Source organism: Rhizobium leguminosarum bv. viciae, assembly GCF_012276115.1.
GTDB classification, from domain to species: domain Bacteria; phylum Pseudomonadota; class Alphaproteobacteria; order Rhizobiales; family Rhizobiaceae; genus Rhizobium; species Rhizobium leguminosarum_T.
The window spans coordinates 1-26313 of the sequence record NZ_WIEU01000008.1 but is presented as its reverse complement, the minus strand read 5'-3'; the positions used below and the strand labels follow the sequence as shown (position 1 = coordinate 26313).

At 60.8% G+C, this 26313-nt stretch carries 26 protein-coding genes and 2 pseudogenes; 23 read left to right on the top strand and 5 right to left on the bottom strand.

Going from position 1 to position 26313, the window contains the following annotated elements; all coding sequences use genetic code 11:
* Positions 1 to 40 precede the first annotated feature (40 nt).
* From GFM02_RS16070 to GFM02_RS16045, 6 genes are all read left to right on the top strand, one after another.
* Entirely contained in the window at positions 41 to 697 is a 657-nt protein-coding gene (locus GFM02_RS16070; protein WP_131604769.1) for a hypothetical protein, read from the top strand.
* A 72-nt stretch (positions 698 to 769) separates the two neighbouring features.
* Positions 770 to 1957, top strand: coding sequence for a DUF932 domain-containing protein (locus GFM02_RS16065; protein WP_168322137.1), 1188 nt, complete (start codon positions 770 to 772; stop codon positions 1955 to 1957).
* A 94-nt stretch (positions 1958 to 2051) separates the two neighbouring features.
* A complete protein-coding gene (locus tag GFM02_RS16060) occupies positions 2052 to 2306 on the top strand; it encodes a DUF6117 family protein (RefSeq protein ID WP_168273988.1) in 255 nt (84 codons plus the stop codon).
* 134 nt (positions 2307 to 2440) lie between these two features.
* Complete coding sequence (locus GFM02_RS16055; protein ID WP_168322136.1) at positions 2441 to 6832, top strand: bifunctional class I SAM-dependent methyltransferase/DEAD/DEAH box helicase; 4392 nt, start codon at positions 2441 to 2443, stop codon at positions 6830 to 6832.
* A 12-nt stretch (positions 6833 to 6844) separates the two neighbouring features.
* A complete protein-coding gene (locus tag GFM02_RS16050; protein ID WP_168322135.1) occupies positions 6845 to 7891 on the top strand; it encodes a DUF7146 domain-containing protein in 1047 nt (348 codons plus the stop codon).
* Positions 7892 to 8273: 382 nt separating this feature from the next.
* Positions 8274 to 9215 carry a DUF2493 domain-containing protein gene (locus GFM02_RS16045; RefSeq protein ID WP_168322134.1) on the top strand — a complete coding sequence of 314 codons (942 nt, stop codon included), beginning with the start codon at positions 8274 to 8276 and terminating at the stop codon, positions 9213 to 9215.
* 105 nt (positions 9216 to 9320) lie between these two features.
* Here GFM02_RS16045 and GFM02_RS16040 read toward each other — a convergent pair whose 3' ends face one another.
* On the bottom strand, positions 9321 to 10049 hold the full coding sequence (locus tag GFM02_RS16040; RefSeq protein WP_168322133.1) for a hypothetical protein: 729 nt from the start codon (positions 10047 to 10049) through the stop codon (positions 9321 to 9323).
* Between the two features lie 514 nt (positions 10050 to 10563).
* Between GFM02_RS16040 and GFM02_RS16035 the strand changes: the two genes are divergently transcribed.
* Both GFM02_RS16035 and GFM02_RS16030 read left to right on the top strand, forming a co-directional pair.
* Positions 10564 to 10887, top strand: coding sequence for a DUF736 domain-containing protein (locus GFM02_RS16035; protein WP_025398107.1), 324 nt, complete (start codon positions 10564 to 10566; stop codon positions 10885 to 10887).
* A gap of 57 nt (positions 10888 to 10944) precedes the next feature.
* The gene (locus GFM02_RS16030; RefSeq protein ID WP_168322132.1) at positions 10945 to 11262 is read left to right on the top strand and encodes a hypothetical protein; all 318 of its coding nucleotides are present in this window, start codon (positions 10945 to 10947) and stop codon (positions 11260 to 11262) included.
* Positions 11263 to 11324: 62 nt separating this feature from the next.
* Here the strand turns inward: GFM02_RS16030 and GFM02_RS16025 are convergent, their stop codons facing one another.
* Positions 11325 to 11603 carry an HU family DNA-binding protein gene (locus GFM02_RS16025; RefSeq protein ID WP_132614392.1) on the bottom strand — a complete coding sequence of 93 codons (279 nt, stop codon included), beginning with the start codon at positions 11601 to 11603 and terminating at the stop codon, positions 11325 to 11327.
* Between the two features lie 398 nt (positions 11604 to 12001).
* On the opposite strand from GFM02_RS16025, the gene GFM02_RS16020 reads away from it, so the two are divergent.
* Positions 12002 to 12166, top strand: coding sequence for a hypothetical protein (locus GFM02_RS16020; RefSeq protein WP_165940334.1), 165 nt, complete (start codon positions 12002 to 12004; stop codon positions 12164 to 12166).
* Positions 12167 to 12365: 199 nt separating this feature from the next.
* On the opposite strand, the gene GFM02_RS16015 is transcribed toward GFM02_RS16020, so the two are convergent.
* Positions 12366 to 12641: a WGR domain-containing protein gene (locus GFM02_RS16015; protein ID WP_132614390.1), complete on the bottom strand. Its 276-nt coding sequence runs from the start codon at positions 12639 to 12641 to the stop codon at positions 12366 to 12368.
* Between the two features lie 491 nt (positions 12642 to 13132).
* Between GFM02_RS16015 and GFM02_RS16010 the strand changes: the two genes are divergently transcribed.
* The gene (locus GFM02_RS16010) at positions 13133 to 13615 is read left to right on the top strand and encodes a hypothetical protein (RefSeq protein WP_132614388.1); all 483 of its coding nucleotides are present in this window, start codon (positions 13133 to 13135) and stop codon (positions 13613 to 13615) included.
* 1055 nt (positions 13616 to 14670) lie between these two features.
* On the opposite strand, the pseudogene GFM02_RS35120 reads toward GFM02_RS16010, so the two are convergent.
* A pseudogene (locus GFM02_RS35120) lies at positions 14671 to 14793 on the bottom strand (LysR family transcriptional regulator); the annotation flags it as partial.
* Positions 14794 to 14893: 100 nt separating this feature from the next.
* The gene (locus tag GFM02_RS16000; protein WP_432444449.1) at positions 14894 to 15061 is read right to left on the bottom strand and encodes a hypothetical protein; all 168 of its coding nucleotides are present in this window, start codon (positions 15059 to 15061) and stop codon (positions 14894 to 14896) included.
* A gap of 380 nt (positions 15062 to 15441) precedes the next feature.
* Between GFM02_RS16000 and GFM02_RS15995 the strand changes: the two genes are divergently transcribed.
* The 13 genes and pseudogenes from GFM02_RS15995 to GFM02_RS15935 form a co-directional block, all read left to right on the top strand.
* The gene (locus GFM02_RS15995) at positions 15442 to 16221 is read left to right on the top strand and encodes a hypothetical protein (protein ID WP_245510857.1); all 780 of its coding nucleotides are present in this window, start codon (positions 15442 to 15444) and stop codon (positions 16219 to 16221) included.
* Between the two features lie 11 nt (positions 16222 to 16232).
* Positions 16233 to 16691 carry a hypothetical protein gene (locus GFM02_RS15990; RefSeq protein WP_132614384.1) on the top strand — a complete coding sequence of 153 codons (459 nt, stop codon included), beginning with the start codon at positions 16233 to 16235 and terminating at the stop codon, positions 16689 to 16691.
* 212 nt (positions 16692 to 16903) lie between these two features.
* Complete coding sequence (locus GFM02_RS15985; protein WP_168322131.1) at positions 16904 to 17983, top strand: lytic transglycosylase domain-containing protein; 1080 nt, start codon at positions 16904 to 16906, stop codon at positions 17981 to 17983.
* Complete coding sequence (locus GFM02_RS15980; RefSeq protein ID WP_132614380.1) at positions 17980 to 18339, top strand: TrbC/VirB2 family protein; 360 nt, start codon at positions 17980 to 17982, stop codon at positions 18337 to 18339. The genes GFM02_RS15985 and GFM02_RS15980 overlap by 4 nt, the downstream gene beginning before the upstream one ends.
* 2 nt (positions 18340 to 18341) lie before the next feature.
* Positions 18342 to 18668 carry a VirB3 family type IV secretion system protein gene (locus GFM02_RS15975; protein WP_130817654.1) on the top strand — a complete coding sequence of 109 codons (327 nt, stop codon included), beginning with the start codon at positions 18342 to 18344 and terminating at the stop codon, positions 18666 to 18668.
* Between the two features lie 3 nt (positions 18669 to 18671).
* Positions 18672 to 21191 carry a VirB4 family type IV secretion/conjugal transfer ATPase gene (locus tag GFM02_RS15970; RefSeq protein WP_168322130.1) on the top strand — a complete coding sequence of 840 codons (2520 nt, stop codon included), beginning with the start codon at positions 18672 to 18674 and terminating at the stop codon, positions 21189 to 21191.
* Positions 21169 to 22344, top strand: a complete 1176-nt coding sequence (locus GFM02_RS15965) for a lytic transglycosylase domain-containing protein (protein ID WP_132614376.1) — start codon at positions 21169 to 21171, stop codon at positions 22342 to 22344. The genes GFM02_RS15970 and GFM02_RS15965 overlap by 23 nt, the downstream gene beginning before the upstream one ends.
* Before the next feature lie 22 nt (positions 22345 to 22366).
* Complete coding sequence (locus tag GFM02_RS15960) at positions 22367 to 23158, top strand: conjugal transfer protein (protein ID WP_132614374.1); 792 nt, start codon at positions 22367 to 22369, stop codon at positions 23156 to 23158.
* Positions 23155 to 23358 (top strand): hypothetical protein, encoded by a 204-nt coding sequence (locus GFM02_RS15955; protein ID WP_017958537.1) that lies wholly within the window; start codon positions 23155 to 23157, stop codon positions 23356 to 23358. Before GFM02_RS15960 ends, GFM02_RS15955 begins: the two co-directional genes overlap by 4 nt.
* 8 nt (positions 23359 to 23366) lie before the next feature.
* Positions 23367 to 24440 (top strand): type IV secretion system protein, encoded by a 1074-nt coding sequence (locus tag GFM02_RS15950; RefSeq protein WP_132614372.1) that lies wholly within the window; start codon positions 23367 to 23369, stop codon positions 24438 to 24440.
* A gap of 29 nt (positions 24441 to 24469) precedes the next feature.
* Complete coding sequence (locus GFM02_RS15945; RefSeq protein ID WP_132614370.1) at positions 24470 to 25204, top strand: virB8 family protein; 735 nt, start codon at positions 24470 to 24472, stop codon at positions 25202 to 25204.
* Positions 25205 to 25212: 8 nt separating this feature from the next.
* A complete protein-coding gene (locus tag GFM02_RS15940) occupies positions 25213 to 26031 on the top strand; it encodes a TrbG/VirB9 family P-type conjugative transfer protein (protein ID WP_245521186.1) in 819 nt (272 codons plus the stop codon).
* Positions 26032 to 26042: 11 nt separating this feature from the next.
* A pseudogene (locus tag GFM02_RS15935) lies at positions 26043 to 26313 on the top strand (type IV secretion system protein VirB10); the annotation flags it as partial.

The window sequence follows — 26313 nt, the reverse complement described above, 5'->3', positions numbered from 1 at the left end:
CCGGCCATCGCGCCGGGCTTTTCCGTTTCAGGAGGCACCTATGCCTGACTTCACCATCGAGACCACCTATCACCTGCCGGTCTTCCGGCATCGCACCTATCAAGCTGACACGCTGGACGCGGCGTGCCGTGCTGCCATCGAAGATGACAGCTGGGATATCGCCGAGAAGGACTTCGATTCCTCGGGTCCAATTTATGTCACCGGCATCTGGGAGGGCGCACATGCGGCCTATGCAGGTCCGCCGGTCCAGATCCCGCCGCAGTTCGATGAACCTGTCCGGCGCCGGGCGCGTCATTTCGAGATCCTGCTCGGACTGTTGAAGATCTTTTTCGACGACGCACATGCGGCTCGGCCGCCCTCCCTCGACTGGCTGGCGCGGTCGGCATGGGCTATTGCCCGAGGAGAAGCCATTCTCGCCGGAGACCCGGATCCTGAAGAGCCGGTCGACCCACCAAAGCCTTCCTACGTTCTGGTCAGGCTGCAGGAAAGTAGTGTGCGCGACGCAATCAGCGCGGTGCTTGATGTCGACTCGAACTTTAGGGATTTAACGCCCGAGGCGGTGACCGACGACGAGGTCCATGCCGCCTGCCTGTCGATCGCCACCACGTTGGACTTTTCCGACATGGTCGGGAACGCCGAATTCCAGGCGGCGCTCTTGGCAATCCGATCGGCGCACCGCCGGCTGGCTTCTGATTGATCCCTCTTCCCAGCATCCTTTCCAACCTCGCCCGGCCATCGCGCCGGGTTTCTGCTTTCAAGGAGACAGCTTATGACCACTCTCACCTCCAACCCGACCGCCCGTTCCGCCTTCAAGGTCGATATTTCCCGCGGCGAACGCATCGGCCGCGTTTCGTCGGAATGGTTTTCGCGCCCCGACGACGAACGGTTCCTGTCGCTGAGCGATCTCTATGACACCGTCCGGTCCCGCGCGGAGCGGGCGCATGCCCGAACGATCGAAAGCGCTGCGATCCGCGTCGAAGCAACCCGCGACAACGCGGAACGGCTTGAGCTTGTCGTTCCAGGTCAGCGCCAAGCGATCGCACCGACCCACTGGAGCTACGGCCAGCTTTGCAGCCTCGTTGGCGCTCCCGCCACCTATATGCGGCAACTGCCCGCGCCGCTTGCTGCCATCAATCTGCAGCATGGCCTGCTCAACCATCGTGCCGAGCTCGTCAAGACGCTTGAGATGGATGACGGCCGGCTGGAACTGCGCGCGGTGACCGGACCGGAATACGGTCGCATCTGGGACCACGAACTGGTCTCAGCGGTGATGAAGATCGCCGGCAATGGGACCGGTGACACGATGTGGAAGGTACCAGGTGTTCTCGACTGGGCGACGATGACCCACAATCCCTTCGTCGACATCACCAAGGACACGACCACCCTTTATGCCAGTGATCGCGACGTCTTCCTGTTCCTCGTCGACGACACCCATCCGATCGAAGCCGGACGCCTGCCAAACGGTGAGCCCGACCTCTATTTCCGCGGCTTCTACGCCTGGAACTCGGAGGTTGGATCGAAGACGCTCGGCATCGCCTCCTTCTATCTGCGAGCGGTCTGCGCCAACCGCAATCTCTGGGGCACGGAGAATTTTGAGGAAATCACCATCCGCCACTCGAAGTTCGCCGCGCAGCGCTTCGCCCACGAGGCGGCGCCTGCGTTGACGAGTTTCGCCAATTCCTCACCAGCCCCTTTCATCGCCGGCATCAAGGCGGCGCGTGAGCAGATCGTCGCCCGCAAGGAGGATGATCGCGAAACCTTCCTGCGCCGGCGCGGATTCTCAAAAGGTGAGACCGGCAAGGTGATCGAGATGGTGCTGTCGGAGGAGGGACGGCCACCGGAGTCAGTCTTCGATTTCGTGCAGGGCATCACCGCGCTTGCGCGCACCAAGACCAATCAGGACACGCGTCTGGAACTCGAAGGCAAAGCGAAAAAGCTGCTGGAGAGTGCCTCCTGACGCGCCTCGAGACAGACCAGACTAACCTCACCATCACCATCAGCATCATCAGCCCGGCCGCCGTGTCGGGCATTTTCTTTCATGGAGGCCGGCAATGGCTAAACCCAATTACGCTCGCTTGAATTTCGATACGCTGTTGCGCGCAGCAAACGACGGCAATCTGGCGCTCATGGAGTGTCTCGACGCGGTGACGCGCGAGCCGCGTTACGTGCTCTGCGCCGTCGGCCGCAGTGACGGCGAATACGTCTTCACGCCATTCGGCCACCTCGCCGATGGCAATCCTTACGACGCCTACCTGCCGCCCGATCCTGACGATTCGACGGGCTTCATCGTAGGTCCGACGACCTAGACGCTGACGATCGCCGGCAGACTTCAATCTGCGATCACTTCCAACTCCCTCACGCTGCAAGTTCTCCTCCTCCCGAAATTCGGAAGAGAGCGCTTGGGCAGACCCACTCCCCCTCTCTTTCGGAGCCTCGACCGATGAATATCATCTCGCATCCTCAAACCGTTTCCACCTCTCCGCGTCTTGAGACAAAAACCGGCGCTGACGCACTTATGAATGCTGCCGATCAGATCACGTCGCTTCTGGAGGAAGGTAAAGTCCCCACCACAGCTGACCTGCGGCAGATCATGATGGAGGTTTTCGGCGGCAGCGACGCCGAGGGCCTCTGGCTGTGGAAGGAGGCCTACGAGGCGACCGAGATCGCCCAAGTGCTGTTCCTCCGCAAATTCCGCGCGATCGTATCCGGAATCCAGTCGCCCCAATCGACGCTTGCGATGCTGACGAAGGTGGCCCGTCTTCTACCGACCCATACACGCCGATCCGAGGAGAGCCAGGCCCTGCAGCAGTTCTCGACTCCGATCCCGCTTGCATACGTCGCATCTCGTGCTGCCGGCATCAGAGCCGGCGACGTGGTTCTTGAACCGTCGGCTGGAACCGGCCTGCTGGCAGTCTTCGCCGATCTGGCACATGCTTGTCTGGCGCTCAACGAATACGCGGTGGTCCGCTGCTCGCTGCTGCAGCGGCTTTTCCCCGGCGTTCCGGTATCGCAGCACGATGCCGCGCATATCGACGATTACCTCGATCGTTCCATTCGCCCAACCGTGGTGTTGATGAACCCGCCTTTCTCGTCCAGCGTTCATGTTGAAGGTCGCGTCGCCGACGCCGCCTGGCGCCATCTCACGTCAGCCTTTGCGCGTCTTGCCCCAGGTGGCCGACTTGTCGCGATCACCGGCTCAAGCCTTTCTGCCGACAATTCGGCATGGCGTGATGACTTCGTCCGGCTTCAGGGGAAGGGCACGGTCCAGTTCAGTGCCACGATCGACGGCCAGGTCTACGCCCGTCATGGAACGACGATGGAAACCCGCCTGATCGTGATCGACAAGATCCCGGCGGTCGATCCTTCGAAGCTGGTGACATCGAGCTGCACTGCGCACGATCTCGAAACGCTGCTCACCTGGATCACCGGCCTTCCACCCCGCGCGCCCGCGACGGCATCGAACTCCATCGGTGCGCTCTCCAATGGTCTCCTGCACGCGGACACGATGCGTCCAGCAGCGGTCGCCACACCGTCGCATCGCCCCGCGGTCGGAGGACGGGCGCAGCCTGCAGCAACGGTCCGTCCGATACCCGTCGATGACGAGATCATCGAACTCTCCTACGAGCTGCGGGACGCTCAGCCGAAGGATGTGGCAAACGCTGCTGACAGTATCTACGAGACCTACCGGCTGCAATCGATCCACATCCACGACGCAAAACCTCATCCTGATACGCTGGTCGAATCGGTTGCGATGGCCTCGGTCGCACCGCCGAAGCCGAGCTATCGCCCGCACCTGCCGAAGCGCATCGTCACCAGCGGCGATCTTTCCGACGCCCAGCTCGAAAGCGTCGTCTATGCCGGCGAAGCCCATTCCGGTTACCTCGCTGGCCACTGGAGCGTCGATGCCTCCTTCGACAATCTCAAGGCCGTCGCACCCAACACGGAGCATGCCGTTCGTTTTCGCCGCGGATGGTTTCTCGGCGATGGCACGGGCGCGGGAAAAGGCCGCCAGGCTGCCGGTATCATTCTCGACAACTGGCTCAAGGGCCGCCGTCGCCACGTCTGGATTTCCAAGTCAGACAAGCTGATCGAGGACGCCCAGCGCGACTGGAGCGCGCTCGGGCAGGAAAAGCTGCTTGTGACGCCCCTGTCCCGTTTCCGGCAGGGCAAGCCGATCAAGCTGGAGGAGGGCATCCTCTTCACCACCTTTGCGACGCTGCGCAGCGATGAGCGCGAGGGCAAGCGATCACGGGTTCAACAGATCGTCGACTGGCTCCGGAATGACTTTGACGGCGTCATCGTCTTCGACGAAGGCCACGCCATGGCCAACGCAGCTGGCGGCAAGACGGAGCGCGGCGACAAAGCGGCATCGCAGCAGGGCAGGGCCGGTCTTCGCCTGCAGCGCGCCCTGCCGGACGCCCGCGTCATCTTCGTCTCGGCGACCGGCGCAACAGACGTCGAATCCCTTGCCTATGCCGAACGGCTCGGTCTCTGGGGTAGCAGCGACTTTCCTTTCCCGACCCGTTCCGAGTTCATCGCGGCTATCGAAGATGGCGGTGTCGCTGCCATGGAGGTTCTCGCAAGAGACCTGAAGGCCATGGGCCTCTACGCCTCTCGTTCTCTCTCCTTTGAGGGCGTCGAATACGAGATCCTCGAACATGCGCTGACCGACGAACAGATCAGGATCTACGATTCCTACGCCGAAGCGTTCCAGGTCATCCACAATCATCTCGACGCAGCCATGGAAGCCTCCGGCATAACCGGAAAATCCGGGACGTTGAACAAGAATGCCAAAGCCGCCGCACGCTCGGCCTTCGAAAGCTCGAAGCAGCGCTTCTTCAATCATCTCCTGACCTCGATGAAGACGCCGGCGTTGCTCGCGGTGACCGCTGCAGATCTGAAAGAGGGGCATGCCACGATCGTGCAGCTCGTTTCCACCGGGGCCGCCCTAACTGAGCGCCGGTTAGCGCAGATCCCGGCCGAGGAATGGGGCGATCTTCAGGTCGACGTCACGCCGCGGGAATATGTCATCGAATACCTCATGCACTCATTCCCGGTGCAGCTCTTCGAAGAATTCTCCGACGCCGAGGGCAATCTCGGCTCCCGTCCCGTCCATGACGCAAACGGGAACCCGGTGATCTGCCGGGAGGCCGAGCGTCGGCGCGACGAACTGGTCGAAACCTTGGGCAGCATGCCGGCGATCCCGACGGCGCTCGACCAGATTGTCCAGGATTTCGGAACGAGCCAGGTCGCCGAGATCACCGGCCGCTCGCGCCGCATCGTACGCCGCGAGGACAACAGCTCCATTGCCCGCTACGCCGTGGAGAACCGGCCGGGCAGCGCCAATCTCGACGAGGCCCGCGCCTTCATGGACGATGAGAAAGGCATTCTCGTCTTCAGCGACGCCGGCGGAACCGGCAGATCCTACCACGCCGATCTCGCCGCCCGGAACCAGCGCCTGCGTCTTCACAACCTTCTGGAAGCCGGATGGCGCGCCGACGTGGCGATCCAGGGCCTCGGGCGCAGTCATCGCACCAATCAGAAGCAGCCGCCCCGGTTCCGGATGATCGCCACCAACGTCAAAGCCGAACGGCGCTTCCTCTCGACCATCGCCCGGCGTCTCGACACGCTCGGCGCCATCACCCGCGGCCAGCGCCAGACCGGCGGACAGGGGATGTTCCGCAGCGAGGACAATCTCGAATCGCAATATGCCCGCGACGCGCTGCGGCAGTTCTACGGCCTGCTGCATGCCGGCAGAATCGAAGGCTGCTCGCTGGATAAGTTTGAGAGCATCACCGGCCTGTCGCTGACTTCGGAAGAGGGCGGATTGAAGGATGAGTTGCCACCGATCCAGACCTTCCTCAACCGCATGCTGGCACTGACCATCGCTATGCAGAACCTGCTGTTCGAGGCCTTCGAGCAGCTGCTGGCCGCTCGCATCGAGGGGGCTATCGCCGCCGGCATCTATGACAAGGGCATGGAGACGATCTCCGCCGACAGCATAACGGTCACCGACCGCCGGCTGATCTACACCCATCCGGTCACCGGAGCGCAATCGCACCTCTTGACCATTGAGCGCAGGGATCGCAATGCACCGATGCAGCTCAAGGACGTGCAGACCCTCGTGAGCCAGGATCCGCGCGCGAAGCTGATGGTCAACGGCAAGTCGGGTAGGCCAGCGGTCATGGTGCTGACCCGCGCGATCATGCTGGACGACGGTTCGGTCCAGCCGCGCGTGTCGCTGATCCGGCCGATGGACGAGCTCCGCTTCGAAGTCCGGCAGCTCGAAGAGACGAATTGGGAGGAGGCTAACGAACAGGCTTTCGTCCTCGCCTGGAACACCGAAGTCGCTGCTGTGCCGGAATTCTCGATCTCGACGATGCACATCGTCAGCGGGCTGTTGCTGCCGATCTGGAAACTGCTGCCGCAGGATTTCTGCCGGGTGCGGCGTCTGCAAACGGATGACGGCGAGCGAATCGTCGGCCGCGTGATCGCGCCGGACCGGCTGGCCGGCCTTTGCCGCAACTTCGGGATCGATCAGACGGAAGTGCTGAGCGGCGACCAAGCCTGGACGGCGCTAGTCGACGGATCCTCGATCATCGGCCTTGCCGGTGACATGACGCTCCGCCGCGTGCGTGTGATGAACGAGTACCGCGTCGAACTGACTGGCTTTACCGGCGGCATGCGCGACTGGCTGCGGTCGATCGGCCTGTTCTCCGAGATGATCAATTGGAAGCTGCGTTTCTTCGTGCCGGTGACAGATGAGGGTGCGGGGATCCTGTCGAAGCTAATGCAGCGTCATCGCCTCCTCGACATCGCACGCCAGTCATGACCGAGGTCTGCCATGCTCTCCGCCTCCGATCTGGCGGGCCGTCTCGCGCAACACGCGGAGGCGGTCTGCCGCCACTACCTTTCCGCCGGCCGCCGTGCCGGCAACTACTGGCTCGTCGGCGATGTCGGCAACAACCAGGGCCGGTCGCTCTACGTGCATCTGGTCGGTCCGCGTGCCGGCAGGTGGACTGATGCGGCAACAGGCCAGTTCGGTGATCTGCTCGATCTCGTCCGCGAGACCCGCGGTCTCGTCGATTTCCGGGACGTCGCCGAGGAGGCCCATCATTTCCTGAGTCTGCCTCGGCCTGAGCCGGTGTCGTCTCGCACGACGGACGCCCATAATTCTCCGCCGGTCGAGCGGCCCACGGCTGAGCGGGCCCGGCGTCTGTTTCGGATGACGCAGCCGCTGGCAGGCACGCTTGCCGACTCCTATCTGCGTGAGCGCGGCATTTTGCGCGGATCCAGACATGCGGCGCTGCGCTTTCATCCGTCCTGCTACTATCGCGATCTCGTCACCGGCCGGACAACCAGCTATCCGGCCCTGATTGCCGCCGTTACCGACGCTGCCGGAGCGATTACCGGCATCCACCGCACCTATTTGTCTTCGGCGCTCGGCCCGAACGGAGTCGGCAAGGCCAAGCTGGACGATCCCCGCCGTGCGCTCGGCGGACTGCTCGGCAATGCTGTCCGCTTCCGCTTTCCGGTCAATGCCTCGGTGACGGTCCTGGCGGCCGGCGAGGGCCTCGAAACCATGCTCTTGCTCTCACACGTGTTGCCCGGCTTGCCGATTGCGGCCGCTCTGACGGCCAATCATCTCGCTGCCTTCCGATTCCCGCCCGGATGCCAGCGCATCTACATCGCTGCCGACGCGGATGCGGCCGGCCGCCACGGGATCGAGGGATTGAGCCGCAGGGCGCAGGAATGCGGGATCCTGCCGCTGGTGATGTCGCCGGAACTCGGCGACTTCAACGAGGATCTTCGCTGGCTGGGGCCGGACCAGATGACCGCAAGCCTGCGGCTTCAACTCACTCCGGAAGATGCGGTGACCTTCCTGCCCTGATGAGCCTGGCCGGAAGGCGCAGGAGGGCGGGACGCAGGCGCCGTGGGCGAGGGGACGGTCCGTGGTGCCGGCTCCCCGTGTGGATGCGCGCCCGCGGGCCTGCCGAGAGGCGACCCTTACCACGGGGGCCTCCGGGCCTTCAGCGGGTCGGTTGGGTTTCTTCCCCTGCCGGGCCATTTTCGCGCATCGGCTCTTCCGAAAACCGATTCCCACTTTTCGGGCGATGCGATGGCCCGTCATTCCTCGCGGATCAAGAAACCCTCCCTCCGCCGCCCGGCGCTTCGCTGGGCCGCTGCGCTTCGCTTGCGGTTCCGGCCTCTGCCCGCGTGACCGGGTTCGCCGTCAGGCCGCGAGAGGCGCGGCCCACCAAACGGAGACCACCATGGACCTGATCCTTCCCGCCGACGATGGCTTCGAGCCCCACCACGCTTCCTCTCCGACCGACCGCTTCATCTACGAGATGCAGGTCTTCGGCTATCGCCCCTTCCAGGACGAGCCCGATCCGCGGCCATTGCCGGAGGAACCTCAGGTCCAGTCATCGATCACAACGATCTTCGACGCCCTCGCCGAGATGCTCGGCGACACCCGCCTGGAGCCCGATCTCGAAGACCTGTTCTGGTCGATCCCCAATCTGTTCCATCGTGCCGGCGAGCGCATCCAGCGCGAGCTCGATGGCAACGAGGAGGCGCAGCGCACCGGCCAGCGCGAGCAGGACGGCTCGGAGGTCAAGAGTGTCGAGCTCGAGCGCCTCATCGCCGAGGGCATCACGCTGTTGGAACGCCGCAACGCCTTCGAGTTCATGCGCGATGTTTCCGCCGATCTGTTCGAGGCGCAAACCGGGTCCGCCTGGCGGCCGCGCACCGGCTCCAAGGTCAGCCACGCAAACATGACGGCGGCGATGATCGATAGCCGCGACTTTCTCTCCGCTCGCCGGCGCGCCGAGACCGAAGTGCTGATCCCGGCCGGCACGAAGATCGCTTTCGCCGGTGGCTTGGACTATAACGATCATGAGCGGATCTGGGCCAAGCTCGATCAGGCGCATGCCAAGCATCCCGACATGGTGCTGCTGCACGGCGGCTCGCCGAAGGGCGCCGAACGGATTGCTGCATGCTGGGCTGAAGCCCGCAAGGTGACGCAGATCACCTTCAAGCCGAATTGGACGAAACACGCCAAGGCCGCACCGTTTCGGCGCAACGACGAGATGCTCTCTGTCATGCCCGCCGGGGTCATCATTTTTCCAGGGTCAGGCATTACCGCCAATCTCGCTGACAAGGCACGCCGTCTGAGCATCCCGGTCTGGCAAGCCTCAGGAGACGCCACTTGAGCGCCGTTTTCTTGAAAACGAGGAAAACATGGAAGTCGAAACCAGGCGACTTCAACAACCAGATCGCCACACCGCTCACACAATCATGTCGCTAGACGGAGATCATCACGACTCTTCTGAAGATTCTGATGGATGGATGCCCTTGGCTGTACAGGGTTCAACGCGCACTTGCTCGACATTGTCTGGAAAGACGATGATTTCGTGTTCGCCGCGGCTCAGCAGATACGCCTTCACGTGTTGCTTGGACACGTACCCGGCTGCGATATAGGCTGGCCGACGGTTGAGGCGAGCAAACCGCTGCGCGAACCACTCAGCGACGCCCTTGTGCGTCGCCCATGAGAAGCCAAGTGCCTTGCTATCGTCCCTCTCCAGACCGTGCCAGACTGGCACCATATTGGGAAGGTTATGAAAGGCCGCCAGCTCCTTCGTGTTGAGTGTCACATCCAATTTGGCCTCCTGCCAAATGTCCTTCCAGAATTCATCATGCTCCTCCACGTTCTCGCTATCTATCCAGACCGACTTGATCAAGTGCCATGTGGCCTGGTGGTCAAGCGCCAATTCGCCGTCGAAGAGAACACGTTCCAAAGCCTCAGCCCGATATGGGCGCTCGTGAAGGGTAATGTATCCGCGCCAATTCTTCTCACGCCAAAACCGCTCCACTTCTTGCTTGCGGTGACGGTATGCATGGTTGTCGGCCTTATGGTAGCCGGCCAGTAGCATCACGTTGATGATCAGTGGGTGATGAAGCATCTTCCCAATCGGACCCTTGCGAACATGATCTCGCAAGTCGGCGTGCAGCTCTTCCCTGCAGGAAAAATCATCGATAAAATTCATTTCGTCCGCCAAATCGGTTCGTGTGCGAATGGCGTTGCCTTAACGACATCTGATGCCCTCTCGTGTGGCGGCCAGTGGCGAGCCGAACTCTTACCTGCGATGAGTCCTTCCTAGAGCGAAAATTGCGGCCGTGCCAGAGCGGTGGGCAATTCGAACAGCGCGCCGATCGAAGCGGCCTCCGCAAGTGAGGATGGAATAGGGGCGGGCTGGATTGGGCTTGCCTTGTCTAACCGGCCGATAAGAGAAGGCGTGTTTATCCGGACGCCGACGATGCACGACAGTCGAGCACTAAGCGCGGCGGGGTAGCCATCGCGCAGCCGGGGCCAGGCGTCTCCTCCTGGCGTCGCAATCAGAGGCCATTCCCGTTCTTTATGTCGCCTTTCTAAGGGACCGGCCGCGATCAGCGTCAACCCGCAAGGGGTTTCCCTTCGCTACGCTGCGGTGACGCCTGCGGCGCGGCCCCTTCTTCGGGCGCCATCGGGAATGGTCCCGATGCAACGAAGGAGACAATTCCATGGCTACCACGATCGCAACCCTCACCGAAAAGACCGACGGCACTCTCGAAGGCGTCTTCGCCACCATCCGGGTCAACGCCCCAATCGCCCTCGTCCCGAACGCCAGCAAGGCGAGCGAAGAAGCCCCGGACTACCGCATCATCCACCGCAAGACCGGCTTTGAGATCGGCGCGGCCTGGAACCGCATCTCCCGCCAGACCGGCGAGGAATACATCTCTACGAAGCTCGAAGCGCCCGAGATCGGCGTGATCTTCGGCAACGTCGCCCCGGCGCCCGGCGGCGAGCCCGGCAAGAAGGTGATCCTCTGGAACAGCCCTGCCTGAACCGGACCGCCGGCCCCGAAATCGGGGCCGGCCTCCCCCATTCCAAAGGAGGCCGCCATGAGCCGCTACACAATTACCGTCACCAGGACCGCATCCCGCCACTCCGACCCGGATTCCATTATCGGCTACGACCGCCCGCTTCAGACGTTCTTCCTCCAGGCATTTCCGGACGCCGGTGGCGAGAATCTCGAACTCTGGCTTGGCACTGACTTAAGGGAATTCGAAACACTGTCGCAACTACGTGCCGCAGCAATCGCGCGCGGTTTCGACTTCATACCCATGGGATCCGGCATTCTTCACAAGCTGCTGGACGACCATGCCCGCGAAGCGCATCACACGGTCAGCGACACGATCAACGGGACATCCGCCCGCTGACGCCAACCCAAACGAAAATAGCCCGGCACGGCGCCGGGCTATTTTTTGCTTGGCTGACAAGATTACTTGTTCAGCGCATCCTTCAGTGCCTTTGCCGGCGTAAAGGCTAGCTTCTTGGCCGCGGCAACCTTGATCGTCGCGCCAGTCGACGGGTTGCGAGCCTCGCGCTCGGGTGTCGCCTTCACCTTGAACTTGCCGAAGCCGGGCAGCGACGTCTCGTTGCCGGCAACGGCTGCGTCAGTGATCGATGCGATCACTGCCTCGACGATGGCTTTTCCTTGAACCTTGGTGAGGCCATGCTCGCTTGCAATCTTGTCGGCGATCTCATTGGTTGTTGTCATTTTCTTCTCCGCATCGTTTCAGACGCAGAATCCCTGCCATTGCCGACCGGAACTGTCATCGACACGCTGCGGCTAATGACGCGGAAAGCCCCGGATCTCCACAGTTATTCACGTGTTCACGTCTCAGTAACCCGAAGACGGGCATCGAGCCCGTCCTCGGGTTTGGGTGCGATACGGAGAGGAAATGTCTGCTCAGTCCGTCCGAGGGTGTCATGGGCGCATGACGGCCTCAAGGACGAGCGGTGCCCCCAATTTTGCCTCCGCTCCGGTTCCCTACACTCCGACAAAATCGGCACCCCCACTCGCCGCCGCTGGCGGTCGCTGACGCGATCCCTGACCCCGCCACGCCCCCATGACCGCTCGCGTCGTCTTTCACAAACGTCAAGGAGACGACGACGATGCTTCTGGAACAACACATTGAAGAGCTTCGCCTTGAACTGCGCGAAACAATCGACCCGGTGGAGCGCCGCGGGATCGAAATCGAACTGGAGCTAGCTCGCGCCGAGCTGGCGGTCATCACCGCAGAGCAGGAGGGCGCAATCGACGCCGAGCCACCCTTCTGAGGGTGGCTTTCGCCATGTCGCCTGGCCTGACGCGCCGGATCGACCGGCGCTTCAGGCCAGCTTCGCTCGCCATCGGCAGATGTCAGAACCTGCGGAGGTTCTTGCGGGAAGGGCGGAAGCGGTGGGATACACCAACTCCTGTTTCGCTCCTATGCCAATCGACATGAGGATGGTATCAGCCTCCACGGCACTCCCTTCGCTATTGATCACTCGGTGCATCTCGCCGTATATGCGGTTTCGGCCTGTATCCGCGCGATCGCCTCTTTCGCAAAAGCTGAAGGAAGAGCCTGACCGCCTCTTCCTCTCGCGCGAAATGATGCTCCCGCCTTTGGCCGGCGGCGCCGATACGACCCCATCGACGGATGAGACAGACCTCGCCGAACAGGTTGGGCTCGATCGTCATGGCATAGTAGCGGGCCATGTTTTTCGAAGCGTCGGTGCGTTCAACATAGAGATGGTAGCGTTGCGCAATCATGACACAGAGAATCGGGCAAGGCAGACTCGGCGTCCAACGAGATATTTGAATCGGTCGGTCTCGATTGATTCATGCTGATGATGGGTTGTCGGTGGATGATCCGGGCGAGCCGCCTGCGGCGGACGGTGCTATTCGCTGGCGCTCACGGAGCCCGTAAGCGGTCTCCGCCCATTCGGGTGACTCCCCTCTCGCGGCTGCCGCATCCTCAGTGCGATTATCTGCAAAAGGTTGCAGGGCCGGCTGCGCTCGGCAAACGGTCACGTCGCCTGTCGGCGACGTGGTCTATCTCTCTCTGACTTCCTATTGTCGCATTCGCCCCGGCGGCCTCAAGGACATCGCGGCCCCTCCAATTTTTCCGCCGCGCGGCTGACGCGACACGACGAAAAAATCGGTTCCTCCGCTCGCCGCCGCTGGCGGTCGCTTTCGCGATCCTTGACCCCTTGGGTCGCCAATGCGGGCACCTTTTCGTCAGGACGAAAAGGAGACTTCTTATGTCTGATTTCAACTTTCTCATGCTTCATGCCAAGCTCGCCGGCTTCAAGCTTCTCGTGAGCGCGAACCGTATCGGCTGCGAGGATGAATTCTCAAAGATGCTCCACGACCGGCTGATGGCCGGCCTTGATGGGGCGATCCGCTCGACGCGCCGTATCGTGGCCCTGCAACGCGAGTTGGTCATCGGGGACGATTTGGAGGGGACGATATCGTGCCAACTCCAAGGCGAGGAGGAAGTCCTCGCCCGCCGCACGTTTGTGCTCCTCGATGAGCTAGAGATCGATTACTTCACCTATGAGTATCGGGTCAACGGCGGTGAATGGCACAACGCCTTGTCGGCAGACTGCGACGGCATCGAGATCAGCTATCCGACGACCGTCTCGGTGAGCGACACGGAGATCGGTCCCCTCGCTACGATCATCCACGATATTGAGCGGGAAACAGGTATTGCCGTCAGCGTTGCGCGCGTCGTTTACGCTTGAGCTGATGGGACGAGAGGCCGTTCCGCCTCTCGTCTTTCCCATTGGCTTGACCGCTTGCAGGCATCGAGCCAGCGCGCGTTCCTGAGGGGAGAGACTTGCCGCCTCTCCCCTCAAACACCCCTCTCCCTGTGGTGCGGGATGACACCCGCCCGGCCTTTCGGGCCGGTTGGCGGACGCTGCCGCGACTTCCCTAAACAAGACGGAGAGGATGAACTCCTTGCGCTACGCCCGCATTCTTCGGGCATCCGCTCCAGGTGTTCGTCCTCTCCTGCGGTGCGCTCGCCGTCTCATCGTTCGCATGTCGTCGATGCCCGTTCCCTCCGGTCGCGGTCCTCTCGACTCCTCACGACGACAGCTCGCTTCAGCATCTCCCATCAAATCGGCCTGGACACCGTGCTGTTCCTCCGGCGCGGCTCACAGGCTTGCCCCTGTGAGCGCTATTGCTTTGTCTCACGACTCGCAACAGCATCAGCGCCTCGGGCACGGTGTCCAGGCCGATTTGATGGGAGATGGCAGGATAGGCTATCGGTATACCGTTAGCCGTTTTCGCCCGAGGGGCGATGGCCGAGAGGCGTGATCAGTGCCGGAATCTGTCGCCGCTTATTCGCAGGGGTAGGGTCTGCCGGGACATGGATTTGGTCTTGGTAGAGGTCGTTCGGCGGCAGAAAGAGACACCTTCTCACGGCGGCACATTAGATCGCTGGTCTGTGAATCGGCGAGCGGGCAATTCCCCCGCTTCGCCAATCAGGCGTTCTCGCGTTTCGGCGGTTGGGCTGGTCGGTGGATCAGCGAATAGGTTCGTCAGCGATTGTGCGGCTCGGAGAATAGGCGAGGGGGTGCTTCGCCAACTGCGCGCATCGGCAAACCGGCGATCGCGCTTATTGCTCATAGACGATTTCAGCGAATAGGTGGTTGAGCCAATTAGCTTTTTGCGGATTGGGAGTATGAACCGATAGGTGGCTTCGCGAACCGACGGTTCGGCGATTGCGCGGATGAGCGATCTTGCGAATGAACGTCGAGGCTGCTTTTAGCGGGGATGCTCTTACCTGCCAATTGCCAAGGTAAGCCGCCAGTTCCTCGGGCATTCCGTTGGGTACCGACTGCTTGAGAAATTCCAGGAACGCTGCCACGCGAGCGCTGAGCAGATGTCGCGACGGATATAGCGCCGATAATGCGATCGCAGATCATCAGCAGGTGCAGGTTCAAGACGTCGTTTGTGCGTGGCCGCGGGTGAGGCAAACGACCTTGCGGCGAGCCTCGGTCTTCAACACGAGCCTTTTAGATGGTATGCCGCCCGATCAGCAGAGTCCCTATCGAGCGATGGAGGTTGATGATCCGAGCGGCATCTTTGGAGCTTATTCCGTGCTTCTTCGCGAAATAATCGACGTCATATGGATCGGAAATCTTCTTGCGTGTCTCCTGCTCGATTTGCTGACGTCGCTGCATAGAATTCTCCTCTGAGCTGAGGGAAGGGTTCATGCAACGATGGCTGCTTCGTGGTTGTTTGACGATAGTGAATGCCGTTCAGCAATCGTCTTGGAGGCAGTTCTTCGCTGGCTGTTGCAGCGAAGACTCTGCCGCGTCAGCGGGAGGGACCGCTTCGTCAGGTTTTGGCGCTTCCATTTGATGTTGACGGCCCCCTTGCTCGTTATAACCCTAATGCGTCGGATGTTGCGGTAGATCGTCTTCGCGGCGGCTGAAACCCTAAGGCGTCCCCATCAGGTTGATAAAATATTATACTGGAGTATAATTTTAGCCTGTCACGCAAGGGTAAGGTCAAAGGAGATCAGAACACCTCTGCGCCTCTAAGCTCTTAACAACCGGGTTTGCATCTGACACACAGTCGATCCCTACTGACGAAGGAATGGTACAAAGTTCCGATATCCAGTGATTGTCCGGGCTGCGGCGCACAGACCCGGTCCGCCAGCATTGTCGTCGGACCATCTAGCCTCGTCAATGCTGCCGACGGCTCTGAGGACGATGTTCTGAAGCGGCCATGGACGCCGCTTGATGCCTTCGCATTCGTAGAGTCACTCGGTGGTCGAACGAAGAATGTCGAGCAGTTCATCGTCAACCGCTTTCACAGCGCGTTCGAATTCAGGAACGATCACTTGCTGTCGATCTGCGAGCACTGCGGGGAAAATCTGTCACCCGCTGCTATCCGCTCTGCTGCCATGAATGGCTTTGTCCGCCTGGGGCAAAAAGGTCTGCTGGTCAACGAACGGATGCTGCTCTTCGCATCGCACGTTGTGTTGACGGAATTCCATGGCGGCACGTCAATCGACGAAAGCGGCCTGCCGCATCCAGATTACGCGCTGATGCTTATTTGCGATGCGGGAAGCGCATGCGGAGAAACCGGTACGATCGAATTATGGCACAGCATTGCGCGTAACGACTACGCCATTCTCGTCAAAGGCCATGAAGGCCGAGAGATGTTCCGTGGCGCTTTTAATGACGACCTTGAGGACGTTGTGACGACTATCTCCGATCTCGGACTGGTCCTGACGCAGCTTCACTTGGCACAGGCATCATCGCCCTATTGCCAGCTTGCCCGTGACCTCTTTCTCGAAACCCTTGCCCATGCCGGATATCGGCAAGAAAATTAGAAAGCAACGCAATGCGGAATTCCAAAACGCGATCGGGTTCTCTGGCAATAATGCTCCTGTTGTCCGGATGTGGCGGCGAACTTGCACGCTCACCGCGACCGCTGTCACCAGCCCCGTTTGCCTATCTCAGTCTCACCGCCTGCAGAACCTATGCCAGCAATATCGTTGACTGCCAGCTTGACTATGGCACCCAATTCGGACGCCAGCGCCTCGGCTCTGTCCAGCAAACAGGGCTGGCAACCGGCCGCAATGCCAACGGCTATCAGGTCACGTCATGTTATGCGGTTACAAGAATACAGAAGGAATTGCCGAATTTCGTCTGCCGAATCTATGACGCCCGGTCCGGGGCTGATGCCGGTTCGGTGTTGATCAAAGGCGGCACAGCGGTGCGCCTGGCCCGCATTCTGGGCGATCGTGAACAGATCCAATATCGTTGGATGCCGGATAAATGGTCGCGCCTAGGCGATTGATTTTCTTTTGAGAAAGGTGTCTCGAAGCGCTGCTGCCGCGGCAAAAATTATACCGGAGTGAAATTTTAAGGTTGATTTCCGTAACGGAATGCAGTTCAAAATCTTATACCGCAGTATAATTCTGAACTGGTTCGGCCATGGATCGCATCCCATTTTCGCCCGTGAAGAGACCGCAAAAGGCATGGTCGCGAAGCGCTCTGTGGGTTGCTGGAATGTCGGCCTTCCTGCTCACCGGTTTCGCTTCCGACCCTCGCGACAGCGATCTGCCCTTCTATTCGGGAACGCCTGCTAAGGCAGGTGGGCCTGGCGGTATCACGACCGAGAAGGCGGGGAGAGTGGCAGCCCGGTTGAACCCAATCGACGCGTCAAGTCTGGCCGTTGCAGCCAAGCAGCCGCCACAGCCGACAATCGATTGGGTCAGCTTCAGTCAGCGCTATGACGCGCCGAAAGATGGATATCCGATTGGACCCGGCGTTCTTTCCTTGGACACGGTTGAAGAGTTTGAAAACAGTCGTGCGGAATTGCCGGGAGAAACGGCTGGTAGCGCTAGTGCGCGCCGCGAACGCACCGTGCATTCCCCAATAGACGTCTTCTCCTTTGAGCAGGCGCCGTCCCCTCACATCGTCGATCCACCGTTCGCGTTGAAAGTCGACGGCGAGCTGTCGTCGACACAGCCCCGACCCGATCTACTTTCCGGCATTCCCGAAGAATATGCAAAACTCGTATCGGCGATCGCCGCTGCGGAAGAAGTTGACCCGAACTGGGTGTTCTCGATCATGCGGGCTGAAAATGCGAGCTACGATCCACGTCTCGTCAGTCCCGCCGGCGCCGTCGGCTTGATGCAGGTGATGCCGCGGATCGGCTCAGCCTTTGGTGCGAATGATCTCACCGATCCCGAACAGAATATCCGCGCCGGCACTCGATTCCTCCGTGTTCTCATCGACAAATATCGCAATCCTGTGCTCGTCGCCTCTGCCTATAATGCCGGTGAGCCTCGTGTCGATCTTCGCCACTCCTTGCCGCTGATCCGTGAAACCGCGGACTATGTCACGCGTGTCGTCGGATACTACACTGGGACAGGGGCCGGATTGACCTCTCCGAACGCTCGCCCGTCGCCCGCATCCATGCGTGGCTTGAATCGACGTACAGGAACTGCCGATCGTGCGAAATCGCCGATGCTTGTTTTCTCTGTCGCAGATCCGCTCCCGCCACAACGCCGCTCTCATCAGCAGGAGAGACCGGTCGAAATCGGCGACCCCGTGAAAATCGTCAAGGAAGAGGTGCATCGATGAATGTAATCGCAGTGGCAGTCCTTTATGGCAGCGTCGCCTGGCGTTCGAGGGCAAAGCGCAAATGGGTCGGCAATGCCGCCATGGTCTTTGCGGCCAGCCTGATCCTGCTTGTCAGCCAGTTCGAGCCAGCGGCGGCGCAGAACCTCGATGCCTTGCAAAACGCCGCGGACCGGCTGGTGCAGTTCTTTACCGGTCCGTTCGGCCGCTCGGTCGGAGCGATCGCGTTCATCGGCATGTTTCTCGCCGCAGCCTTCGGATACTGGTCCTGGGGCGCCCTGCTTCGGGTCGGGGGAAGCCTTGCCGGCATGTTTGCTGCCGCCGAACTCGTCGACTTCCTTGCTGGCAGTGGGTCGTGACCATGGCGGCGTTCAGCGGCAACACCGACGGTGGCGACGAGTACATCGAATCCTATCCCGTCATCCTGGCTCTGACGCGGCCGCCGACGGTCATGGGGGTCCCTTACACATATTTTCTGGCGGAATGTTTCATCTCGCTGATGGTGTTCATGATCCTAGGCTCGATCCTCTGGTTCCCGGTCTCCTTCGTGATCCTCCACAGCATTCTTTATATGCTGACCGTTAAGCTCGACCTCTGGTTTTTCGAGATCGTCGGACGGCTCAGCATGTGCGGCGTCAATCCGCTCGGACGCAGGCTCGGCGGCGGCATCAGGACCTATGGGGCGTAATCGATGGGCACCATGGCGAGATCGTTGAAAGGGAGCTTGTCGAAGGGTTGGGAGATATTCGCCGACCGCAGCGTATCGACGCATGTTCCCTTCTATGTGCCGATCGAGAACGGCATTATCCGTCTGAAGAACGACTGCCTGGTCTCGACCCTGAGGCTGACCGGCTTTTCGTTTGAGACCGCCGATATTGAGACGATCAACATGCTGCAGCGTCAGCGCAATTCGGCGTTCCGCGCGATCTCGTCGATCGGCAATTTTGCGCTCTACACCCATGTCATCCGACGCAAGGTCGCGCCGTCGCTGCCGTCGAGCTTCGCTGATCCCTTCATGCGGCGTCTCGACGACGTCTATCAGTCGAGCATCTCCAGGAACGAGATGTTCGTCAACGACACCTATGTGTCCCTCGTTGTTCGGCCGTTGTTCAAAAAGGGATCAGCGCTCTCCCGCATCATGGGCGTCGGCGGCAATGTCGTGCGCAGGGAGCAGTTCCGAGCGATGCTCGACAAGCTTGTCGAGGCAACGAGAGCTCTGGAAAAATCGCTTGCTGCCTACGGTCCGAAAGTCTTGCGCGACGTGCAGCGCGCCGAAGTCCACCCTGGCAACGGACAGACACTCTACCGCGCCATCTCCGACGATATGATATTCGAGGAAGGCACGCGTAAGATCTGGTTTTCTGAGCAGTGCGAATTCTTCTACACACTGCTGAACGGCGGCCGGGTACGGCCGATCCGCCTCGGCAACATTCCGATCGACGAGATGCTGCCGGCGCGGCGGACATCGATCGGCAACCGGATCATCCATCTTCAAGGCGACACGTCCGGCGATGACCGTTATGCGGCGATGGTATCGCTGAAGGAATATCCGCCGGAGACCGGCGCCGGCATGCTCGACTACATCCTCAGGCTGCCCTTCGAGATGGTGCTGACCCAGTCGATGTCGTTCGTCGACGACATGGCCGCTCGCAACCGCATCGAAAGGCTTGATCGGCAGATGTCGAAAGCCGACGAGGGCGGCTCCAGCATCCAGGCCAATCTCGACATCGCCCGTGACGAACTCGCTCGCAAACGCGTCGCCTTCACCGAACACCACCTCACCGTCATGCCGATTGCCAGGACGACGGCGCAGCTTGATGATGCGGTCGCTCTGATCGGAAACGAGCTTGGGGCGCTCGGCGCCTCCTACCTTCGCGAGGATCTGAATGCAGAGCCGGCCTATTGGGCGCAACTCCCCGGCAATCAGGCCTATATCGCTAGGCGCGCCCTTATCTCCACGCTGAACTGCGCCGGGCTAAGCAGTTTTCACGCCTATCCCTATGGCAAGCCGGACGGTAACCACTGGGGTCCGGCAATCACCATCTTCGAGACGACGTCCGGCACGCCGTTCTTCTTTAACTTTCACCAGAGCGACGTCGGGCACACGACGGTGTTCGGACCGACTGGTTCTGGCAAGACTGTCATCATGGCTTTTCTGATCCTGCAGGCCTACCGCGTCAGCCCGCGGCTGAAGACGATCGTCTTCGACAAGGATCGCGGCCTCGACATCATGGTGCGGGCGGCAGGCGGACGATACATGACGCTAGAGCCCGGCGAACCGTCAGGCTGGAACCCATTGCTTCTTGATGACACCGAGGAAAACCGGGTTTTCCTATACGGGCTTTTGAGCTTCATGCTGAAGCCGTCAAAGGAAGGTGAGAGCCTGACGCCGCAGGAAGAAGCGATCATCCGCAACGCGATCAAATCGGTCCTCAAGACGAAGGACAGGTCGTATCGTCGTCTCTCGTCGCTCAGGGCACTGCTCGCCGGCAGCGAGCGGACCGAAGGCAGCCTAATCGCCCGGCTCGACAAATGGGTCGACAAGGGACCTTATGCCTGGCTCTTCGACAACGCCGATGACAATCTCGACATCTCCAGGCCGATGATCGGCTTCGACATGACGTCGATCCTCGACGATCCGACGGTGCGCACCGCGGCCCTCCTCTACATGTTCCACCGCCTGGACGGGATCTATGACGGCAAGGCGCCGATCATCAACCTGATGGACGAAGCCTGGAAGCTGCTCGACGACGACGAGTTCAAGCGCACCATGAAGGACTATTTCAAGACCATCCGGAAAAGGAACGGTCTGGTGATATTCGGCACGCAGTCGGCCGACGACGTCGTGCAGTCCAGCGTCAGCCGCACGATCATCGAGCAGACATCGACCAACATCTTCTTCGCCAATCCGAAGGCCGACGAGCACTCCTACATGGAGAATTTCGGACTCTCGAGGGCCGAATTCGAATGGGTCAAGAACGGCGACCCGAGCTCGCGTTTCATGCTGATCAAACAGGCGAAGAGCAGCGTGATCGCGCGTGTCGACATGTCCCACATGCCGGAATTCATCAAGGTCTTGTCCGGCCGCGAGGAGACCGTTCGCGAGGTCGAGATGCTGCTCGACGAATACGGAGACGATCCGAAGAACTGGCTGTCGAAATTCTGCGACTGGAAGGGAGAAGCGTCCGATGAACAACGCAAGGTTCCCTGAGTTGGCGACGGCCGGCGTGCTGGCGCTGGCGACAGTGATGACGCCCGCGGCCACCCGCGCCCAGGTTCCGGTCATCGACAATGCCCGCCAGAGGATCCAGCAGGCGACCTTGAACTGGTACCAGGCCTATCAGGCCGATACCCGGAAATTGAAAGGTGCCTCGGGAGGAACGACGGACAGCGTTGCACCCGGTCAGGGCTCCGGTGCACCCGCTGACTGCTCGGCAGACGGAATAGGTGGCGACACCGCGCCGGCTGCACCATCGCAGCGTACACCGAGCCAGCAGGAAGTTGCCCGCATGGTTGAGGACGAGGCGATCCGCCAGGGCGTTGATCCCAATTTCGCGCTCGCCATTGCCGAACAGGAATCGCGCTTCCGGCAGTCCGCGCGCTCGGCGGTCGGCGCCACCGGCGTCATGCAACTGATGCCAGGCACCGCAGCCCAGCTCGGCGTCAACCCTTATGACACCCGCGACAATATCCGCGGCGGCGTCAAATATATCAAGCAGCTCCAGGGAATGTTCGGCAATCGCTACGACCTGGTCGCCGCAGGTTACAATGCCGGTCCTTATCGTCAGTCGCTTCAGAACGGTGAGATCCCGAACATCCCCGAGACCCAGGATTACGTCAAAAAGGTCTCCGCCTACTACGGCCGCAACAAGGCGCAGAATGCCGACCGGACCCCGCCGGCTAGCGACAACACTGAGCCCGAGAGCGCGAGCTACGGGAACGGTTGCGGCGAGCAGCTGAAAAAGGCAGTCGACCGCAATACGCAGGCGCAGGTCGAGCGCGGATCGGTCTGGAATGAGCTGCTTGGGAAATCGATTGAAGCGAACCAACAATATCTGCAGCGCCTTCAGACCGGCTTGCAATCGTCGTCGGCCAACCTACGCGGCTCCGGTGGCGGCAATTCGAACGATTTCGACGGTTCGCTCGTGATGGCGCAGATCCAGTGCCCATCGACGATCGTCGACACCGGCAGCACCCGCTGCTTTGCCGTGCCGTCGACCGCCACGACCGAGCAGATCCAGCGGTGGCTCGATGAGCTTCAGGAACGGGCACGTGCCAATGGCACCATCGCGACCTTTTCGGCGATGCAGGATCCCGTATTGGGCCTGGTGACGGTCGTCGATGCCAGACCGACAGCAAACTGAACGGACAGGAGAGGTTAGGCACATGAAGACATTTGTCATCGCGGCAGCCCTTGGCATCGTCGCCGTCTCGCACGCTGACGCGCAGGTCCCCGTCAAGGATTCGGAGAACATTTCGCTTAGTGAGGACATCAAGCGACTGTCGTCTGAGATCCAGCAGGACACCTCGGTCGTCAAGGACAACACGACGAAGACCCTGCAGGCGATCATCGGCGATCGCAGTCAGGATGCCAGCCAATTTGCCAAACTTGCGACCGGCAATGGCTTCAGCATGGGACAGGCGCCGGATTTCGGATCGATCCTGTCGGGAAACCAGGCCGTGTTCGGCGGCATCAGCGGTCAGTTTCAGAACACGGCCGCCAAACTGATCAACGGACTCAACCTGGTGAAGATGGTGGTCGATACCGTCAAAGGTGGCGAGCTCTCCGGCGCCAACCAAGCCTATTCGCAAGGTGTCAATGCGCTGACGACGATGACGGCGCTGACGGATGCGATGAACAGCGCCACCAAGGATCGGCAGAACTCGTTCATGCAGGCAACCGAGAAGATCGGCACGGCTCAGGACCTGAAAGGGGCGCTCGAGCAAAACACCCAGATGGTGCTGCAGGGCAACCAGACCGCAAATGAGGCCGTTGGTTCGCTCAACAACCAGGTCATGCTTCTGAACCAGCAGTACAAGGCAGCGCTCGCGACCTCATCGCAGAACCTCAAGACCTTCGCACCGCTTCCCGACAGCGTGATGCGCGATGGGGGCGCGCAGCAGCAGGGGGCTTCGGTTCGCGATCAGTTGAAGGCGTTCGAGGAGCAGGAGCAGTGAGGCTGACCCTCATCCTTGCGTTTTGTTGCGCGGCCTTCAGTGGCTGCGGCGGCAAATACGAACAGCTGGCGAAATGCTCGGCCGACGAAAACCCGGTGCCGGCACTTGGCTACGACACATCGTCGGTGCCAACGCCGCCGGAACAAGCGCTGGCAAGAGCCGTCACGGATGATTGCGGCCCGATGCGGCCTGTCAATTAGGATGCGAGATGGATCCAGTCAGCTACGCGATCAATTTCTATGGCGACGCGCTCCGATATTTCGACAAGATCAATCAGGCCTCGCTTGAACGGGCCTGGGGCCTGTTTGCGGAACACAGCAATCTTGTTTCAGCCATCCTGGCGATCTTCCTGATCCTCTACTTCCTCTGGGGTGCACTCGGACTGTCGAGCGTATCCCTGCAGGAAATGGCGGTTACGGCCTTCAAGATCGCGCTCGCCTATGCACTGATCATGTCCTGGGCCACTTTCTACGACAATATCGGCCAGTTCGTATTGTCCTCGCCACAGGATCTCGGCTCGGCTATTTCCTCGGCAATGGGCGGGCAGTCGGCTGGGTCCGATCTTGCCCAGCAGGTCGCCAGCATGGCGCGCAAGGTCTACGACTTCGCCATGCAGCTCTTCAATTCCTATGAATCCGGCTGGCTACCGAATGTCACCGGCGCCGTGGTCGTGTTCATCGTGCTGGTTTTTGGGCTGCTGCCGATGCTGCTGATCCTTACCGGCGTAACACTGTTTGCCAAGATGATCACCGCCGTCATGCTGGCGATCGGCCCGATCGCGATCCTCTGCTACTTTTTCGGCATCGCGCGATTTGTCTTCGACGCGTGGGTGAGGGGCATCGCCTATGGAATGTTCATGCTGCTCTTCACCTATATCATGGCAGGTCTGTCGTTCGGCTTTCTGATTGGCATGATGGACACCATCAACGGCGACATGGCGACCAAGGAAAACGCCTTGGCGATCGTGCTCGCCATGGTGCTTTACCTGGCGCTGATCTCCTATTTCATTTTCCAGGTTCCCGACTTTGCCAGAACCTTTTCCTACGGCACGGCGATATCGGGCGTGCCGGGCGGAGGCGGTGTCGATACCGGTCACAGCGCCGCGCGCACAACACTTGCGTCCGGCAACTCGACGACGGGGCAGGCGGCGGCCGTCGCCCTTGGCATGCTGAGTGGTCCGAGAGGCGCCGTTGCGGCGGCAGCGCTTGCCGGCCGTGGCAGTGTGGCCGGCGTCGGGACGCTCGGCCGGATGCTCACCAATCGCCGCCGCAATAGCGAGTGAACGAGACACCGATATTCGAGGGTTAACACTTGGAATTGTTCAGAGGACGGATAACACCTGCGCCGACCGACCATGTCCCCGGGCCACAGGAAATCTATAATCGGCACCTGTCCTGGGGCGAGAAGAACCGCTCGCTTCGGACCTTGATCGGTCTCATCCTGCTTGCATTCGCGGTGGCCGGCTGGGCTATCGCCGGGATACTCTCGTTTTCCGTGGCTCAACTCTTTCCGCTTGTCCGCACCGAGGTCGTGCCCCTGATCGTGGACAAGAATACCGGCTACATGGAGACGGTGACCACGCTCGACAAGGATCGATCGAGCGTCTCGGATATCCAGGCCGTTCGCGCTTCATTCGTCGGCAACTACGTCATCCGCCGCGAGACCTACGATCCCCGCTATCTCTCGGACAACTTCGACATGATCGCGCTCTGGTCGGAACCGAACTCGGACGCCTTCAAGGAGTATGAGGCGTGGATGAACCCGAGCAATCCTCGAGGGCCGGTGAAGACGCTGGGTGCCACCGGCGACATTCGGCCGGAAATCTTGTCGGTCAATCCTCTCAATGCCTCGACCATGGCCGTCCGATTTGAGACACGGGAGCGCCAGCGCGGTGGCGATGTCATCAATCGCTGGTCTGCTACGGTGCGCTACCGGCAGATCAATCTTCCCGCCAGTAACCGGGTTCGTTTGTACAATCCGTTGGGCTTTGTCGTCACCGAATATGCAAGGGTCCCGGAAACCATGCCGTCGGGGCCGGCCCAATGATAAAACGGATGGCGGCGCTTTCATTCGTACTGCTGCTGGGGACCACGGTCGGCCATGCCGAACTGGTCGCACGTCCGGGAAGGCTCGATCCTCGGGTTCGCTCGCTTCCCTATTCGGCCGAGCAGGTCTTCCTGGTGACCGGCACCTACGGGATGGTGACGACGATCCTCTTCAGCGCCGACGAGGAGATTACCCAGGTCGTTGCCGGCGACACCGTCTCCTGGCAGATCCTGACCTCAGCCGACCGCCGTTCCCTGACCTTGAAGCCGATGGAAAAGGACGCTTCGACCAATCTGTCCGTCGTCACCACCAGGCGGACCTACTCCTTCGATTTGCGGGTCAATGACAGCAAGGTGATCCAGAACCAGACCTTCAAGCTGCAGTTCACCTACCCGGAAGACGCCGGGCTGAAAGGAACGGCGGAACTCTGGAAGCAGGCTCAGGACGCTGAGCGCAATCCGAACCTGAAGAACATCCGTCGCGACAAGGTCAACTACGACTATGGCTTCAAGGGAAGCGATGCGGCAAAGCCGCTTTGGGTGTTCGACGACGGATTGAAGACCTTCATGAAGTTCACCGGCGACATTCCGGCGATCTTCATCGTCGACCGGAAGCGTCGCGAGAGCCTCGTGAACTACCGCCGCGAGGCCGATTATATCGTCATCGACACCGTCTCCCGGCAGTGGTCGCTGCGCTATGGCACCGAAGACGAGACCTGCCTGTTCAATCTGCGCACCGTTCCCGCCGATATTCCAGCACCGATCGAAGGTGCGGTTGCGCCAAAGCGGATCGGTGCCGGCGGTTCCTCGCAACAAGCTCAACATTAGGAAAGCGCGCCATGTCGGATCCAAACTATCACTCGCTCGACACCGATAGCGCAATCGGCGGTCCGGTCCGGCGGAGCGGCGTCGGTCTCATGCGGCCGATCGCGGTTATAGCGGCCATCGCCGGCATAGGCGTCGTCCTTTATTTTCTTCTTGCCGGAGGCGAGCAACCGCCGGCGATCGACACGACACCGCGTGAGGAGTTCCGTCCGGTCCAGACACCGAGGAATGAAGGCTTCAGAACACCGGCCCCGCCGCCGCTGCCGACGGTGGTCGTTCCGGAAG